The organism is Inquilinus ginsengisoli, assembly GCF_050434925.1.
Lineage (GTDB): Bacteria > Pseudomonadota > Alphaproteobacteria > DSM-16000 > Inquilinaceae > Inquilinus > Inquilinus ginsengisoli_B.
In genome coordinates, this window is the sequence record NZ_JBNDJK010000001.1 from 984,828 (window position 1) to 1,000,509 (window position 15,682).

The window sequence follows — 15,682 nt, forward strand, 5'->3', positions numbered from 1 at the left end:
CCGCCGTCATGGGTCCACCCAGAAGGTGTCGGGGTGGTAGATGCCGAAATGCGCGCCCGGGTCCCAGGACAGGATCCCCTTCTCCGGCACGTTGTGCAGCCGGTTCTTGACCACCACCGGGGCCAGCACCCCCTGCACCGTGCCGATCGAGGTGACCTGGTCCGACTGGATCCGGATCATGTCGCGGATGATGGCGTCGCGGCGGCCCTTGTCGGCGGTGGTGCGCCATTCGTCGTACAGCGCCATCAGCTGCTCGGCGAAAGGCTCGTCCGGCTTCTCCCCGGCGGTGCCGCGGGTCTGCACATACTGGCCCCATTTCGGATATTGCAGCCAGTTCTGGTCGACCGGCGCCAGCCCCGACGGCACCGTCGTCGGCGTCACCAGGGCGTTGTCGATGCCGGTCCACACCGACATCACCGTGTCGCCGGAGAAGATCCGCTGCAGGAACACGTCGCGCTGCGACTGGGTGGTGAACAGGGCGACGCCGATCTTGGCCCAGCTGTCCCGGATCAACTGCAGGATGTCGGCCTCGAGGCTGCGCTCGCCGTTGCTCTCGACCACGATCTCCAGCCGGCGGCCGTTCGGCATCAGCCGGATGCCGTCGCTGTCGCGCTGGGTCAGGCCGGCCTCGTCCAGCAGGGCGTTGGCCTTGGCCAGGTCGAACTGGGTCCACGCCGTGGCCAGCGCGGCGTCGTAGAAAGGCGATTCCGGCAGCACCGTGTTCTGGCTCGGCCGGGCCAGGCCGAAGAACACCACCTGGTTGATCTCGTCGCGGTTGATCGCCAGCGATAAGGCGCGGCGGAAGCGGACGTCGCGGTTCAGCGCCCGCCAGTCCTTGTCGTTGCAGTTCAGGTTCGGATACAGCGCGACCTCGGACCCCAGCGCCGTGGTCCACAGCCGCACCTTGTAGTCGCCGGCGGCCTGGCCGGCCTTGAGGAAGCTGATGTTGTCGAAGCGCAGGCCGCGCTGCTGCAGGTCGGAATCGCCGGCGCCGGCCTTGGCCGGGATCAGCGAACCCTCGACCACGTTGACGATGACGCGGTCGAGATAGGGCAACTGCCGGCCCTGGCTGTCGACGCGGTGGTAGTAGGGGTTGCGGACGAAGACGAAGCGGTCGGCCGGTGCCTTGGTGGTGACGACCCAGGGCTCCAGCACCGGCAGGTCGGGGTTGGCCGAATCGATCAGCTTGCTGCGCAGGTTGAACAGCGCCACCCAGTTGCGCATGCCCGCCTGCTTGACCAGCGCCTCCAGGGCCTTGGCGTCGGCGTATTTCTTGTGGAACTGCTTCAGGTAATGCGCCGGTGCGTAGATGTAGAGCGGCGCGGGACCGGCCAGCGCCGGCAGGAATTCCGGGTTCGGCCTGGACCAGGAGAAGCGGACGGTCTGCGCGTCCGGATACTCGACCTTCGGCAGCTCGCCCTCGACCAGCAGCCGGGTATCCGGGCCGTAGGGCGACAGCTCCTTGTCCAGCTCCATGTCCTCCCAGGAGAAGCGGAAATCCTCGCTGGTGAAGGGCTGGCCGTCGGACCATCTGTGACCCGGCCGCAGATGCAGGGTGAACACCTTCTCGCCGTCGACATCGACCGAGGCCAGCAGGTCCGGATGCAGCTTGAAGTCCGTGCCGTAGCCGACCAGCCGGGCATAGGCGTAGGTGTTCATGATCCGGATGTCGCGGGCGCGGGCGACCATCCAGGCGATCTCGCCGCCCGGCTTGCCCGGCTCCTTGCCCTCCGCCGCCATGTCGACGACCGACGGCGCCTGCGGCACGCGCTCAGCCACCGGCGGCAGCTTGCCGCCGGCCACATCCGGCTCATACATCGGCGTCTCGACCAGCGCCGGGCCGGCGGCGGCCGGCAGGGCCTGGGCCAGGCCGAGCAGGATCGCGAGGAGAGCGGGCCAACGGGTCATGACGCCACCAGCTCCAGTGCGGGCATCTCGGTGGCGCGGACGAAATGGCCCTTATGGACCTCGACCAGCCGGCCCGGCTTGTCCGGCCCCAGGGTGAACGGCGCTGGCCACGCCCCGGGGTCGGAGGCCCGGCCGTCCATCAGCGCCGCGAAATCCAGCCGCCGCGACGGGTCGGGGGCCGGCACCGCGGCCAGCAGCGTCTTGGTATAGGGGTGCACCGGCCGGGCGAACAGCGAGGCGCGCGGCGCCAGCTCCACCACCCGGCCGCGGCACATCACCATGATCCGGTCGGCGATGTAGTCGACCACCGCCAGATTGTGGCTGATGAACAGATAGGTCAGGCCCAGCCGGGCCTTCAGGTCCTTCAGCAGGTTCAGGATCTGGGCCTGGATCGAGACGTCCAGCGCCGAGACCGGCTCGTCGCAAATGATCAGGTCGGGGCGCAGCGCCAGCGCCCGGGCGATGCCGATGCGCTGCCGCTGGCCGCCGGAGAAGCTGTGCGGGTAGCGCTGCAGGTGGCGGATGTCGAGCCCGACCAGCTCCATCAGCTCCTTGGCGATCGCCTTGCGCTTGGCCGGGGTGCCGATGCCATGGATGGTCAAGGGCTCGGTCAGGATGTCGAACACCGTCATCCGCGGGTTCAGCGAACTGAACGGGTCCTGGAAGATGAACTGCATGCGCGGGCGGAAGGCCTTCAGGTCCTCACCCTCCAGCGCCAGCACGTCGACCGGCTTGCCGTGGTCGTTGAAGCGGATGCTGCCCTCGTCCGGGCTCAGCGCCCGCATCAGGATCTTCGACAGGGTGGTCTTGCCGCAGCCGGATTCGCCGACCAGGCCCACGCACTCGCCCCGGCGGATGGTGAAGGAGACGTCGTCGACCGCCTTGATCCGCTCCTCCTGGCCGCCGCCGAACAGGCCGCTGTTGCGGATGGCGAAGGTCTTCGAGATGCCATCGACCGTCAGCAGCGGGCCGGCCGCTTCCGCCGCCTCGGTCCAGGCCTTCTTGCCGGTCCCCAGCATGTGGCCGTCGGCCTGCCGGATCTCGCGGATCGGCATCAGCCGCTCATGTCCCATGTCGAAGCGCGGCACCGCCCGCAGCAGCGCCTTCAGATAGGGGTGGCGGGGATCGGTGAAGATCGGGCCCAGCGGGCCGGATTCCATCACCTCGCCGCGATACATCACCACCACCTCGTCGGCGATGTTGGCGACGATGCCGAGGTCGTGGGTGATGATCATGATCGCCATCCCCAGCTCGGCCTGCAGGTCCTGCATCAGCTTCAGGATCTGGGCCTGGATGGTGACGTCCAGCGCGGTGGTCGGCTCGTCGGCGATCAAGAGGGCGGGGCGGCAGACCAGGGCCATGGCGATCATGGCGCGCTGGCGCAAGCCGCCCGACAGCTCGAACGGATAGGTCTTCAGCGCCCGGGCCGGGTTGGGAAAGCCGACCAGCCGCAGCATCTCGCGGGCCAAGTCGCGCGCCTCGGCCGGGCCGACCGGCCGGTGCAGCCGCACCGCCTCGACGATCTGGTTGCCCACCGTGTGCAGCGGCGACAGCGAGGTCATCGGCTCCTGGAAGATCATCGAGATCCGGCCGCCGCGGATGTCGCGGTATTCCGGGCTTTCCTGCGGCAGCTTGGCCAGGTCGACGACCGCGCCCGGCTTGTCCGGGTCGCTGAACAGGATCTTGCCGCCGGTGACCCGGCCGTTGCCGGGCAGGATGCCCATCACCGACTGGGCCAGCACCGATTTGCCGGAGCCGCTTTCGCCGACCACGGCGACAGTCTTGCCGGCCGGCACCCGCAGCGACACGCCGCGCACGGCTTCGAGCGTGCCGCCGGGCACGGCGAAGCCGATGCGCAGATCGTCCAGTCGTAGGATATCGGTCACCGCGGCGGACCCCTCATTCCTTGGGCCCATCGGAGGCAGGCTCGTCGGCTGCGGCCCCATCGGCGGGGGGACGCACGCCCCAGCGCTCGGCCAGCCCGGCCTGGGGCGCGACGACGCCGAGCGACATCAGGTTGGCCTGGCTCGAATCGTCGATCGGCAGCGCTTTGGCGATCGCCGCGTCATGCGCCTGCGACACGATCTCGTCGAAGCCGCTGATGGTGGATTCGACCCTGAGGCGCCGGCCGCTGCCGCGCAGGTCCAACTGCATCCAGCCGCGCTGGCGGTCGCGCCGGACCGAGAAGTAACGCAGCCGGAAGCTGGACAGGTCGCGCCAGGCGATGCGGGTGCCGAGCGGGCCGTGGGCGACGATGCCCTGGCCGTCGACCTCGATCACGCTGCGGTGCCGCAGCCAGGTGCGCAGCAGGAAGGCCAGGAACACCAGCGCCGCGGCGCCGAAGGCGACGGCGACGATCCAGTGCATCGGCAGCAGGATCAGCGGCAGCGCGGTCAGCGCCACGCCGGCCGCGCCGCGCGCATAGTCGCCCCCCAGCTCGGCCATGTCGTAGCGGTGGGCGGTCATGTCCGGGCTCCGAACAGGCTGTCGGGGGCTGGCCAGGCCACGGCCGGATGCCGGGCCAGAAGGGTCAGCAGGCCGTCGAGAAAGATCCATCCTTCGTCGTCATGCGCCAGGTGGTGGGTCAGGAGGCCGGTCGGCTCCTCGGGGTCGGCGATGCCGTTCCGGCGGTCGGCCAGGTGGCGCAGGATCGGCGCCAGCGCCCGGTCGATGCCGGCAAAGCCGCGGCCGCCGCGCCAGTCGATCGGATCGGCATGGGTGTTGAGCTGCGCCGGGCCGGGTGCCGCGTCGCGGGCGCCGAAGCCGGACAGGATGTTGAGGCCGGCTTCGCCCAGCCGGGCGCGCAGTTGCGGGCCGATGCGGTTCCAGGGCGGCGCCAGCACCGGGCGGAAGCGGTCGTCGAACAGCGCCTGCAGCCGCTCTCGGCCGGCGGTCAGCTCGGCCAGGACGGTCTCGGCCGGGCGATGGTCGCCCAACTCGGCGGTCTTCTCGTCGGCCGGGGCATGCGACCGGTGCACCCAGCCATGCTGGATCACCACCGCGGGCGTGCCGGCCAGGCGGTCGGCCAGTGCCGGCTCGGCCCCTGCGGGGATGACGGCCAGCGCGACCCAGCGGCCATGGCGCGCGGCCAAGGCCAGCAGCCGGTCCAGCGCCGGGCTCGGCGCCACCGCGTCGTCGTCGCGCCACCAGAAGGTGGCATGGCGGCCGGACGCGGCCCACCGGTCCAGCTCGGCCCGCAGCTCGGTCCAGGAATCGGGCAGGGGCGGGGCGGGGGGCTCGGTCATGAATCGGAATGATACGGACGAAAGCGGCACTATAGCCGCAGCCCGCGGCCGGGCGGCAAGTCCTGCATCCCCGATGTCCTGATCCGCCATCCTCCTCACGCGGCGCTCCGTCTTTCCGCGGCGTCGCGCAGGAGGGCGGCCGCGGTTCGGGCGCCATCCAGGGCCAGCGCCGCCCGCGGCGGCGGGGGCGCGGCCACGGCGTCGTCGACCGCCCGGGCCAGCCGCTCCGGCGTCAGCCCGGCCTCCGGCACCACGAGACAATGACCGCGGGCGGCCAGCAGTTCCGCGCGGCGGGTCTGCTCGGTCTCGCCGGCGGCGGCGAAGGGCACGAACACGGCGCGGCAGCCGGCCCGCATCACATCCATCACGGTGTTGTAGCCGGCTTGGCTGACCGACAGCCGGCAGCGCGCCAGCAGGCTCGGAAAATCCGGCCGCGCCGGCTCGACGATCACGCCGTCAGGCGCCGCTGCGGTCAGCCCGGCCACCGCGCCGGTGGGCAGGTCCGGCCCGGCCAGCAGCCGCCAGCGCGTGCGGCTCTGGCCGGAAAGGGCGCGGGCGGCGAGGGCGGTGCGCAGCAGCTCGGCGCCGACCGCGCCGCCGCCGACCGACACGACCACCTCGTCGACGCCGTCGCCCGGCGGCGCCTCGCGGGTCGAGGGCGCGCCGACATAGCCGGTGTAGCGGATCAGCCCGGCCACCCGCGGGGCGGGCGGGAAGCTGGCCTCGAACGGGATCACCGCCGGGTCGCCATGCACCAGCACCAGGTCGAACAGGGCAAGCGCCGTGTCGGCCATGGCCTCGACCTTCGCCGGGTCCTGCTTGTCCACCAGGATGTCGCGGACCGAGCAGGCGATCAGCGGTCGCGGGTTGGCGCGGCGCGCGATCTCCAGCATCGGCACCAGCTCGAAGGCGAAGGCGCGGCGGCCGAAGGGAAAGGTCTCGACCAGCAGGATGTCGGGCCTGGTCCGGGCCAGCAGGGCCAGCAGATCGGCGGCGCGGCGCTTCTTCCAGCCGGTGTCGATCGGCCGGTCCTCGGCGTCGAGCAGGGTGCGGAAGCCGGTGTCGGCCGACCGCACCGGCGGCAGCTTCACCAATTCGGCGCCGCCCCAGTCGGTGCCGGGAACATCAAAACCGCCTTGGGCCACGATCACGGCGAAGCCGGACTCAGTCAGGGCACGGGCGATCGCCGCGGCCCGCCGGACATGGCCGATGCCGAGCAGATGCTGAACGTGGAACAGAACCTTCATGCTGCCAAAGAAATGTTCAGCCGCTCGATCACCGGCGCCCCCGAATTGTCCAGCCGGAACAGGTGTGCGCAGCCCCACTGCAGCCCGTCCGGCGCGTCGCCGATCATGGTCCAATCGGCGGCGCAGGCATAGAGCGCCAGGATGACGCCGCGATGACAAACGGCAATGGTGTCGCGCCCCGCGGCGGCCAGCCGCAGCAGCAGCGGCGCCAGCCGGGCCTGCAGCTCACGGTAGGACTCGCCGCCCGGGGCCCGGAAGTCCAGGCCCAGCGCCTCGCGGCGGGCCAGCTCCGCCGGGTCGATCCGGGTCCTGTCGGACAGGCGCCGGCCTTCCCAGCCACCCCAGTCCAGCTCGGTCAGCGCCGGTTCGGCCACCGGGTTCAGGTCCAGCAGCCGTGCCGTCTCCATGGCGCGGGACAGCGGGCTCGCCAGCGCCTGCCAGCCGGCGGTCCAGTCCGGCAGGCGCCATCGCGCGGCGGCGGCGCGCCCCGCCTCCGACAGCGGGATGTCGGCCCGGCCCTGGATGCGGCGCTCGGCGTTCCAATCGGTTGGGGCATGGCGCAGGACGAGGAGGCGGGTCATGCCGGAGCCTGCCCGGCGGCGACCCGTGCCAGCGTCCGGTCGAGGATCGCGGCGGCGGCGGCGATGTCGTGCCGGGCCAGGATGTTGGCGCGGGCGGCCTCGCCCATAGCATGCCGCCGGACCGGGTCGTCCAGCAGGGTCGCGACGGCCTCGGCGAAGGCGCCGGCATCGTCCGGCGACACAAGCAACCCGGTCTTGCCCTGGCGCAGGATCTCGGCCACGCCGCCGCCTTCGCCTCCGGCGGCTCCTGCCACCGCGGGCAGGCCGGCGGCCTGGGCCTCGAGCAAGGCCATGCCGAAGGCCTCGTTGATCGCCGGCCAGACGAACAGGTCGGCCTCCGCCAGCACCTGCGGCAGCGATTCGGGCGGCACCGCGCCTCGGAACACGGTACGGGCCGGGTCGAACAGCGGCTCGATCCGCGGCCGGGCCGGGCCGTCGCCGACCACGGTCAGGGTCCAGCGCCGGTCATCGAGGCGCCTTAGAGCGTCCGCCAACAGGACGTAGGACCGCTCCTTGTCGCCCTCCCGCATCATGCCGATGGCGAGAAGGCGCGGCGGGTCGGCCGGGCGGTGGATCACGGCGGCGAAGGGTGCGGCGTCAAGGAAGGGCGGCAGCCGCACGATTCGCGCGGCCGGCACCAGGGACGCCAGCCCGGCCGCATCCCGCTCGCTGAAGGTGATCAGCGCCACGGCTTGGCGGATCGCAGCGGCTGCGGCGTGGTGACCGGCGGCCCATGGTCCCTCGGCCCGGCGCGGCGCATGCGAGGCCTCGGCCGCGACATAAGGGATGCCCAGCGCCGCGGCCACCGGCGGCCCGAGCCAGTCCGGCGCCTTGTGGTACAGATGGTAGGTGAACCAGACATCCGGCCGGTCCGATGCCCCGCGCCAGCGCCGGACCAGCCGGTCGGCGACGCGGGCGCCCAGCGCCTCGATCCGGGCCGGCCGGGCCCGGTCCAGACCCGGATCCCAGCTGCGCAGCCGGCTGGCCAGGCGGACCTCGTGACCGCCGCGCCGCAGCGCCTCGATCAGCAGCCGCGCCATGCGCCGGTCGCCGGACGGCACTGGATGCCCGGGCGGCTTCATCGGCGCGTAGAAGGCGACCCTCATCCGGGCGCCGGCAACCCGAAGCGGCGGGCCAGCTTGCCCAGGCCGATGGCGAAGCCGAAGTCGCGCCGCACCCGCGCAGCCCCGGCGGCGCCCAGCTTGGCGCGGCGGGCCGGGTCGGCGATCAGCCCCGACAGCGCGTCGGCGGCCGCGGGCACGTCGTCCGGCGGTACCAGGACCCCGGTCTCGCCGTGCAGGATCAGCTCCGGGATCGCCGAGACCGAGGTGGCGAGGCAGCACAGTCCGGTGGCCTGCGCCTCCATCAGCACGTTCGGCAGCCCGTCGCGGTCGCCGTCGGCGGCGATCCGCGCGGTCAGCACGAACAGGTCGGCATCGAGCAGCGCCGCAAGCACCGCATCCTGGGTCAGGGCGCCGCGCCATTCGATCCGGTCGGCAAGACCCAGCCGCGTCGCCTGGGCCCGCAGCTCCGACAACAGGGCGCCGCCGCCGATATGGGTCCAGTGCCAGGCCTGGCGGCCCGGCAGCGCCGCGAAGGCGTCGAGCAGCCGGTCGAAGCCCTTCTTCTCGACCGCGCGGCCGACCGAGATCAGCCGCACCGGATCGTTCGGGTCGCGCCCGTCCCGTCGCGGCCGGGCGATCGGGTCGGGGAAGCGGCCGAAATCGAGGCCGTGATGCACCAGCGACACCCGCGCCGGTTCCGGCGCCAGCTTCGCCAGATACTTGTGGTTCACGGCGGTGCAGGTGGCGGCCCAGCGGGCCTCGGCCAGCTTCTCGCGCAGCTCCCACTCCGGCGTGGTCCAGATGTCCTTGGCGTGGGCCGAGACGCTCCAGGGCAGGCCGCGGATCAGCGCGGCGTAGCGGCCGACCGAGGCCGGGGTGTGCAGGTAGTGGACGTAGATCCAGGACGTCTCCGGCGGCAGCTCCTGCGCCAGCACGCAGGCCTGGCCGAAGCGGCGCCAGCGGTTCGGCGTCGGGTCGCGCCGGTAGTCGCGGCGGAAGGCGGCATAGGCGGCGGCATAGCCGGGCTGGCGCCGGGCCCAGTCGCGCGCCGCCGCCACCCGCGGCTGCTCCTGGTACAGGTACTCCGGCAGGTACAGCACCGGCGCGGCGATGCGGCGGTTGAGGTCGTGCACCTTGGTGTCGGTCGGATGGCGCAGCGACACGATCAGCTGGCGCTGGCCGAGCTGCTGCAGCCCCAGGATCTCCTGGGCGATGAAGGTCTCCGACAGCCGCGGATAGCCCTTGACCACGATGGCGGTCAGGCCGTCGCTCTGAACTCTCTCGGTCATGCTGTGCTCAGGCTGTCGCGCGGATCGAGGAGGCGGGCGGGTCGATCGCGTCCATCGCCAGCCGGTCGACGGCGTCGAGCCCGTCGAGCAGGCCGGGGATGAAGCGGGTCGAGGGCAGCGGCTGGCCGGGCAGGGCGCGCAGCGCCCGCACCATCACCGCCGGATCGCCCGGCCCGTCCTGGTCGAGCATGCTGACCAGGCCGAGCTCGGCCGCGCGGGAGGCCCGGATATGTTGTTCGAGCCGCGGTCTTACCCGCGGCACCAGGAGCGCCCGTTTGTCGAAGGACAGGATCTCGCAGAAGGTGTTGTAGCCGCCCATGGCGACGACGCCGGCGGCGCGGATCATCAGATGCTCGATCCGGGCGTCGAAGGTGATGACCTCGACATCGTCCAGTTTGGCGGCGCGTGCCATGAACTCGGCCTGGCGCTCGCGCTGCATGAACGGCCCCAGCACGATCAGCGCGGCGCAGGGCATTGTGCGGTCGAGCTCATAGGCCGACAGCACCCAGTCGACCAGGTCCTCGCCGTCGCCGCCGCCGCCGGGCGTGACCAGGATGTAGGGATCGGCCAGCGGCGCCGCGTCGGCCGGTACGTTGGTCGGCGCCCGCCGGCGCAGATAGCCGGTATAGGTCATCCGGGCGCGCACCGAATCCGGCAGCTCGATGTCCTGCAGCGGGTCGCAGATCTCCGGCAGGCCGTAGATCCACAGCTGGTCGTACAGGCTCTCCAGCGCCGGCACGACGTTCTTGCGCTCCCACTCCGGGGCCAGCAGCGACGGCTCGTCCATCACGTCGCGCAGGCCCAGCACGGTGCGGGTGCCGCGGTCGCGCAGCATCTCCAGCGTCTGCTTGACCTCGCCGCGCAGGCCCAGCGGCTCCTTGTCGACGATGAACAGGTCGGGATCGAAGATCGCGGCGGTGTGCTCGATGATCGAGGCGCGCATGGCCAGCGTCTCCTCGATGTCGATGTGCAGCGACAGCGAGGTGTAATCGCCGTTGCGCAGCTTGATCACCCCGGGGATGCGGACGAAATCGACCCGGCTGCGGAAGTCGAAGCTGCCGATGATCGGCGAGCCCGACAGGATCAGCACCGACAGGTCGCTGTGCCGCGCCACCAGGGCGTGCGCGATGGTGCGGCAGCGGCGCAGATGGCCGAGGCCGAAGCTGTCGTGGCTGTAGATCAGGACGCGGGCCTGGGCAGTGCGCTTCGCCATGCAGCCTTGTCACCTGGGACCGGAACGGGCACGCGGGCGACCCCTGCCGCCCGGCGCGCTTTTAGCACGAAGGCTTCTGACCCGTCACCCGCACCCTTCGCGTATGCCGGCCGTGACCGCCGTCACATGCTTTGCGCCGCGGAAAGTTCACGCTATGGTCCAGCCCGTGCCCGGCGAGGCTGGACCTGGATTGCGATGGATTCCAATATCTTCAAGTTTATCTTGCGGCACAGCCGTCGCGAGCAGGTCTATATCCTCATCATCACGCTGATTTCGTTTCCTTTTGTCTATTATTCGCTGGATCTGCCGAAGCAGATCGTCAACGGCGCCATTGACGACGGCTCGGCCAAGGATTTCCCGAAGGCGATCTTCGGCTACCAGTTCGACCGGATCGAATATCTGCTGCTGCTATCGTTCCTGTTCCTGGTGCTGGTGTTCGTCAACGGCGGCTTCAAGCTCTACATCAACATCTACAAGGGCAAGCTGGGCGAGCGGATGCTGCGCCGGCTGCGCTACGACCTGTACTGCCGCATCCTGCGCTTCCCGCTGCCGCATTTCCGCAAGACCTCGCAGGGCGAGATGATCCCGATGATCACCTCGGAGGTCGAGCCGCTGGGCGGCTTCATCGGCGACGCCTTCGTCCAGCCGATCTGGTCGGCCGGGACGCTGCTGGTCTACATCTACTTCATCTTCGTCCAGGACCCGATCCTGGGGGCGGCGGCGGTGGCGCTGTACCCGCTGCAGGGCTGGCTGATCCCGCGGCTGCAGAAGCGGGTGAACCAGCTGGGCAAGGAGCGGGTGCGCACGGTGCGCAAGCTGGCCGACCGGATCGGCGAATCCGTCTCCGGCATCACCGACATGCATGCCAACGACGCCACCGCGGTGCATCTGGCGGATTTCTCCGACCGGCTGGGGACGATCTACGACATCCGGTTCGAGATCTACAACCGCAAGTTCTTCATCAAGTTCCTGAACAACTTCATCAACCAGCTGACGCCGTTCTTCTTCTACGCGATCGGCGGCTGGCTGGTGATCCGCGGCGACATCCAGCTCGGCGCGCTGGTGGCGGTGCTGGCCGCCTACAAGGACCTGGCGGCGCCGTGGAAGGACCTGCTCGACTACTACCAGACCCAGGCCGACACCCGGATCAAGTACGAGCAGGTGGTGGAGCAGTTCCAGCCGCCCGAGCTGCTGCCGCTGGAGCGCATCACCGGCGACCAGGCGATCGAGGGGCCGCTGCCGAAGGAGCTCAGCTTCTCAGCCGTCTCGCTGGTCGACGACAGCGGCATGACGGTGATCGAGGGGCTGACCTGCACCTTCCCGACCGATGGCCAGGTCGCGTTGGTCGGCGCCGGGGTCGGCAAGGACGAGCTGATGCTGATGATGGCGCGGCTGATCTCGCCGACCAGCGGCAAGATCCGGCTCGGCGAGCACGATTACGAGACGCTGGGCGAGGCGGTGATCGGCCGCCGCTTCGCCTATGTCGGCGCCCACAGCTACATGTTCACCGGCACGCTGCGCCAGAACCTGTATTACGGGCTATGCCACCGGCCGCTGCGCGAGGCGCAGTACGACGACGACACCGCGAAGCGCCGCCGGGCCCGGCGGGCGTCGGAGGCGCAGGTGGCCGGCAACACCGATTTCGACATCAACGCCGACTGGATCGACTATCAGGCGGCCGGGGTCGACGGGCCGGAGGCGCTGCAGGACAAGGCGCTGGAGATCCTGCAGGCGGTCGACATGGAGCAGGATGTCTACCGCATCGGGCTGAACGGCACGATCGACGCCGACAAGGCGCCCGAGATCGCCGACCGGGTGCTGGCGGCCCGCGTGTCGGTGCGCAAGACCTTGGCCGAGACCGATCTCGGCGACCTGGTCGAGCTGTACGATTCCGACCGCTTCAACAGCTCCGCCTCGGTCGCCGAGAACCTGCTGTTCGGCACCCCGGTCGGGCCGGTCTTCGCCTATGACGCGCTGGCCGAGAACGACTATGTGCTGTCGGTGCTGCAGCGCACCGGCCTGATGGAGGAGTTCATCAAGGTCGGCGCCCAGATGGCCGAGACCATGGTCGAGCTGTTCGCCGACCTGCCGCCCGGCCACGAGTTCTTCGAGCAGTTCAGCTTCATCGGCTCGGAGGACCTGCCTGAATTCCAGCCGATCGTGCTGCGGGCGAAGAAGGAGGGCACCGCGGCGCTGCGGCCGGCCGACCGCACCCGCCTGCTGTCGCTGCCGTTCAAGCTGGTGCCGTCCCGCCACCGCCTGGGCGTGTTCGAAGCCGACCTGCAGGAACGGCTGCTCGAGGCCCGCAAGGTGTTCGCCGCCGAGCTGCCGGAGGACCTGCGGCAGCATATCGAGTTCTTCGATGCCGAGCGGTTCAACGAGGCGGCGTCGCTGCAGGACAACATCCTGTTCGGCAAGATCCGCTACGGCCGGCCGGACGCGGCGGAGCGGGTGCAGACCCTGATCCAGACCGTGGTCGACGAGGTCGATCTGCGCGACAGCGTGATCGCGGTCGGGCTCGACTTCTCGGTCGGCGTCGCCGGCAGCCGGCTGTCCGCGGTGCAGCGGCAGAAGGTCGGGCTCGGCCGGGCGTTGCTCAAAAACGCCGACCTCCTGCTGCTGAATGAGGCCACCTCTTCGCTCGACGGGGTGGCGCAGAGCCGGGTCCACCGCGCGATCCGGGAGCTGCGGGAGCACCGCGGCTTGATCTGGGGCGTGCATCGGCCCAGCATGGCCCGGGAGTTCGCCGACATCGTCGTGGTGCGGCATGGCCGCATCGTCGAGCGCGGCGATTTCCAGACGCTCAACCGCGACGGCAGCGTGCTGCACGAATTGCTGGAAGCGGAGTAGAATGCGGACAGGGAGCTGGAGGACCGATCGGTGAGCCTTGCGGAAGAAGTCGAGTTGCTGAAGCGGATTCCGCTTTTCGCCAATATCGACACGTCGAAGCTGAAGCTGCTGGCCTTTACCAGCGAGCGCGTCCGCTTCCCCGCGGGGCAGGTGCTGTGCCGGCAGGGGGAGATGGGCCGCGCCGCCTTCATCATCATCGACGGTGAGGCCGACGTGATCGTCGATGCCGAGACCGGCCCCCTGACCGTGGCCTCGGTCGGCCGCAACGACTTCGTCGGCGAGATCGCCATCCTCTGCGACGTGCCGCGCACCGCCACGGTGCAGGCGCGCAGCGACGTCACCGCCCTCGTCATCGCCAAGGACCAGTTTTTCCGCATGATCACCGAATTCCCGCAGATGGCGATCGAGATCATGCGCGTGCTGGCGCTGCGTCTTGAGCGGACCACCAAGGAAGCGGCCCGCGCCCGCCAGACGGCCTGACCCGGATCGTGAGCCGCCTCGACAGCTTCATCCGCCGGATGCAGGCGCAGCGCGCCTGCATCGACTGGGCCGCGCGCGCCATCGCCGGCCTGCCCGGCGACGTCATGGAACTCGGCCTCGGCAACGGCCGCACCTACGACCACCTGCGCGAGGTGCTGCCGGACCGCGCGATCTGGGTGTTCGACCGCCACATCGCCGCCCATCCCGGCTGCATCCCGCCGCGCGACCGCATGGTGCTGGGCGAAGTCCTGGAGACGATGCCGGGCTTCGTCGCGGCGCATCCGCAGGGCATGGCCCTGATCCATGCCGATCTCGGCACCGGCGACGACATGGCCAACCGGGCCCTGGCGGCGGCGCTGACCCCGCTGCTCGGCCCGGTGCTGGCGCCGGGCGGCATGGTCGTCGCCAATATCGGCTTCGCCGGCACCGGCTGGGAGGAACTGCCCGAGCCCGACGGCGTCTCGCCCGGGCGGTACTATCTGTACCGGCGGCCGCTGGCGGGATGACTGCCGTGGGTTGAGTTCGTGAGAGCGAACCGAGAAGCCTCAACTGTCATGCCCGGGCGCGACCCACGGGTGTCCGGTTGAGGGTTGCCGGGGTGTGGGAGAGGGGTGGAGTTCATTTTTTTATTGTCATCCTCGGGCTTGACCCGAGGATCCAGGGGCCACCCAGAGTGGGTTCGACATCTCTGGATGCCCGGGTCAAGCCCGGGCATGACAGTTAAAAATAGAACCCTCTGCTCTGAACGTCTTCCACCGGTTGTTGCTTAACTTCAACCGGACACCCGTGGGCAATGACAGAAAAGGGGGTTGCCCGGCCCAGTAGCCCGGCCCGTCCTCACACCTCGACGTCGACCACCACCGGCACGTGATCGCTCGGCTTCGGCTCCCAGCCGCGGGCCTCGCGCAGGGTGCGGTGGGCCTTCAGCCCGCCGGCCAAAGGCGGGGTGACCCAGATGTGATCGAGCCGCCGGCCGCGGTCGGACAGCTGCCAGTCGGCGGCGCGGTAGCTCCACCACGTGTACAGCTTCTGGTCCGGCGGCACGAAGGTGCGGGCGCTGTCGACCCAGCCCAGCGTCGACTGCATCGCCGCCAGCTTCTCGACCTCGATCGGGGTGTGGCTGACCACGTCCAGCAGCTGCTTGTGCGACCAGACGTCGTGCTCCAGCGGCGCGATGTTCAGGTCGCCGACCAGGATCATCTTGTGGTCGCGAGTCCGGTTCTGCGGCCACCAGGCCGTCATCTCATCCAGGAACTGCAGCTTGTGCTTGAACTTCTCGTTCACCGCCGGGTCCGGGATGTCGCCGCCGGCCGGGATGTACAGGTTGTGCACCTCGACCCCGTCGGGCAGGCGGATGGCGATGTGGCGGCAATCCTCCTTGCCGCACCAGTGCCGGATCTCATGGCTCTCGAAGGGCAGGCGCGAGATCACGGCGACGCCGTTGTAGCCCTTCATCCCGGCGATCGCGATGTGCCGATAGCCGAGGTCGACGAAGGGCTGGTGCGGGAAGTGGTGGTCCGGGGTCTTGGTCTCCTGCAGGCAGATGATGTCGGCCGCGGTCTCGTCGATCAGGCGCAGCACCAGCTCCTGGCGCAGGCGGACGGAGTTGATGTTCCAGGTGGCGATGCGCATGGGCCCTCTCTGCGATGCGGCCCGCGACCCTAGCGAAGCCCGGTTGGGTTGCCCAGCCTGCTGCTGGAGCGCGCGATCGCTTCGACGTGATCCGATCGACATCATCCCGCTGTAAACACAATGTGCAGTTGTATTAATTGGCGACTGCGTTCATGTTATGTTCTATGGACAAG

The 15,682-nt window shown here is 70.1% G+C and carries 13 protein-coding genes; 3 read left to right on the top strand and 10 right to left on the bottom strand.

Annotation, left to right across the window (positions count from 1 at the left end; translation table 11 throughout):
• Positions 1-6 precede the first annotated feature (6 nt).
• The 9 genes from QFZ27_RS04900 to QFZ27_RS04940 all read right to left on the bottom strand — a co-directional run bounded on the left by QFZ27_RS04900 (position 7) and on the right by QFZ27_RS04940 (position 10,547).
• Positions 7-1,908, bottom strand: a complete 1,902-nt coding sequence (locus QFZ27_RS04900) for an ABC transporter substrate-binding protein (RefSeq protein ID WP_429224970.1) — start codon at positions 1,906-1,908, stop codon at positions 7-9.
• A complete protein-coding gene (locus QFZ27_RS04905) occupies positions 1,905-3,794 on the bottom strand; it encodes an ABC transporter ATP-binding protein (RefSeq protein ID WP_429224971.1) in 1,890 nt (629 codons plus the stop codon). The genes QFZ27_RS04900 and QFZ27_RS04905 overlap by 4 nt, the downstream gene beginning before the upstream one ends.
• Before the next feature lie 13 nt (positions 3,795-3,807).
• On the bottom strand, positions 3,808-4,374 hold the full coding sequence (locus QFZ27_RS04910; RefSeq protein ID WP_429224972.1) for a hypothetical protein: 567 nt from the start codon (positions 4,372-4,374) through the stop codon (positions 3,808-3,810).
• Positions 4,371-5,153: a polysaccharide deacetylase family protein gene (locus tag QFZ27_RS04915; RefSeq protein WP_429224973.1), complete on the bottom strand. Its 783-nt coding sequence runs from the start codon at positions 5,151-5,153 to the stop codon at positions 4,371-4,373. The genes QFZ27_RS04910 and QFZ27_RS04915 overlap by 4 nt, the downstream gene beginning before the upstream one ends.
• Positions 5,154-5,248: 95 nt before the next feature.
• Positions 5,249-6,400 carry a glycosyltransferase family protein gene (locus tag QFZ27_RS04920; RefSeq protein ID WP_429224974.1) on the bottom strand — a complete coding sequence of 384 codons (1,152 nt, stop codon included), beginning with the start codon at positions 6,398-6,400 and terminating at the stop codon, positions 5,249-5,251.
• Complete coding sequence (locus tag QFZ27_RS04925; RefSeq protein ID WP_429224975.1) at positions 6,397-6,981, bottom strand: histidine phosphatase family protein; 585 nt, start codon at positions 6,979-6,981, stop codon at positions 6,397-6,399. Before QFZ27_RS04925 ends, QFZ27_RS04920 begins: the two co-directional genes overlap by 4 nt.
• Complete coding sequence (locus QFZ27_RS04930; RefSeq protein WP_429224976.1) at positions 6,978-8,087, bottom strand: glycosyltransferase family 4 protein; 1,110 nt, start codon at positions 8,085-8,087, stop codon at positions 6,978-6,980. The genes QFZ27_RS04925 and QFZ27_RS04930 overlap by 4 nt, the downstream gene beginning before the upstream one ends.
• A complete protein-coding gene (locus QFZ27_RS04935; RefSeq protein WP_429224977.1) occupies positions 8,084-9,334 on the bottom strand; it encodes a glycosyltransferase family 4 protein in 1,251 nt (416 codons plus the stop codon). Before QFZ27_RS04935 ends, QFZ27_RS04930 begins: the two co-directional genes overlap by 4 nt.
• A 7-nt stretch (positions 9,335-9,341) precedes the next feature.
• The gene (locus QFZ27_RS04940; RefSeq protein WP_429224978.1) at positions 9,342-10,547 is read right to left on the bottom strand and encodes a glycosyltransferase family protein; all 1,206 of its coding nucleotides are present in this window, start codon (positions 10,545-10,547) and stop codon (positions 9,342-9,344) included.
• Between the two features lie 222 nt (positions 10,548-10,769).
• Between QFZ27_RS04940 and QFZ27_RS04945 the strand changes: the two genes are divergently transcribed.
• The 3 genes from QFZ27_RS04945 to QFZ27_RS04955 are packed head-to-tail and all read left to right on the top strand — an operon-like array spanning position 10,770 to position 14,383.
• On the top strand, positions 10,770-13,397 hold the full coding sequence (locus QFZ27_RS04945; protein ID WP_429224979.1) for an ABC transporter transmembrane domain-containing protein: 2,628 nt from the start codon (positions 10,770-10,772) through the stop codon (positions 13,395-13,397).
• Between the two features lie 30 nt (positions 13,398-13,427).
• Positions 13,428-13,877: a cyclic nucleotide-binding domain-containing protein gene (locus QFZ27_RS04950; RefSeq protein WP_429224980.1), complete on the top strand. Its 450-nt coding sequence runs from the start codon at positions 13,428-13,430 to the stop codon at positions 13,875-13,877.
• An 8-nt stretch (positions 13,878-13,885) separates the two neighbouring features.
• Positions 13,886-14,383 carry a class I SAM-dependent methyltransferase gene (locus QFZ27_RS04955; protein ID WP_429224981.1) on the top strand — a complete coding sequence of 166 codons (498 nt, stop codon included), beginning with the start codon at positions 13,886-13,888 and terminating at the stop codon, positions 14,381-14,383.
• Between the two features lie 331 nt (positions 14,384-14,714).
• Here the strand turns inward: QFZ27_RS04955 and QFZ27_RS04960 are convergent, their stop codons facing one another.
• On the bottom strand, positions 14,715-15,509 hold the full coding sequence (locus QFZ27_RS04960) for an exodeoxyribonuclease III (RefSeq protein ID WP_429224982.1): 795 nt from the start codon (positions 15,507-15,509) through the stop codon (positions 14,715-14,717).
• Positions 15,510-15,682: the final 173 nt, after the last annotated feature.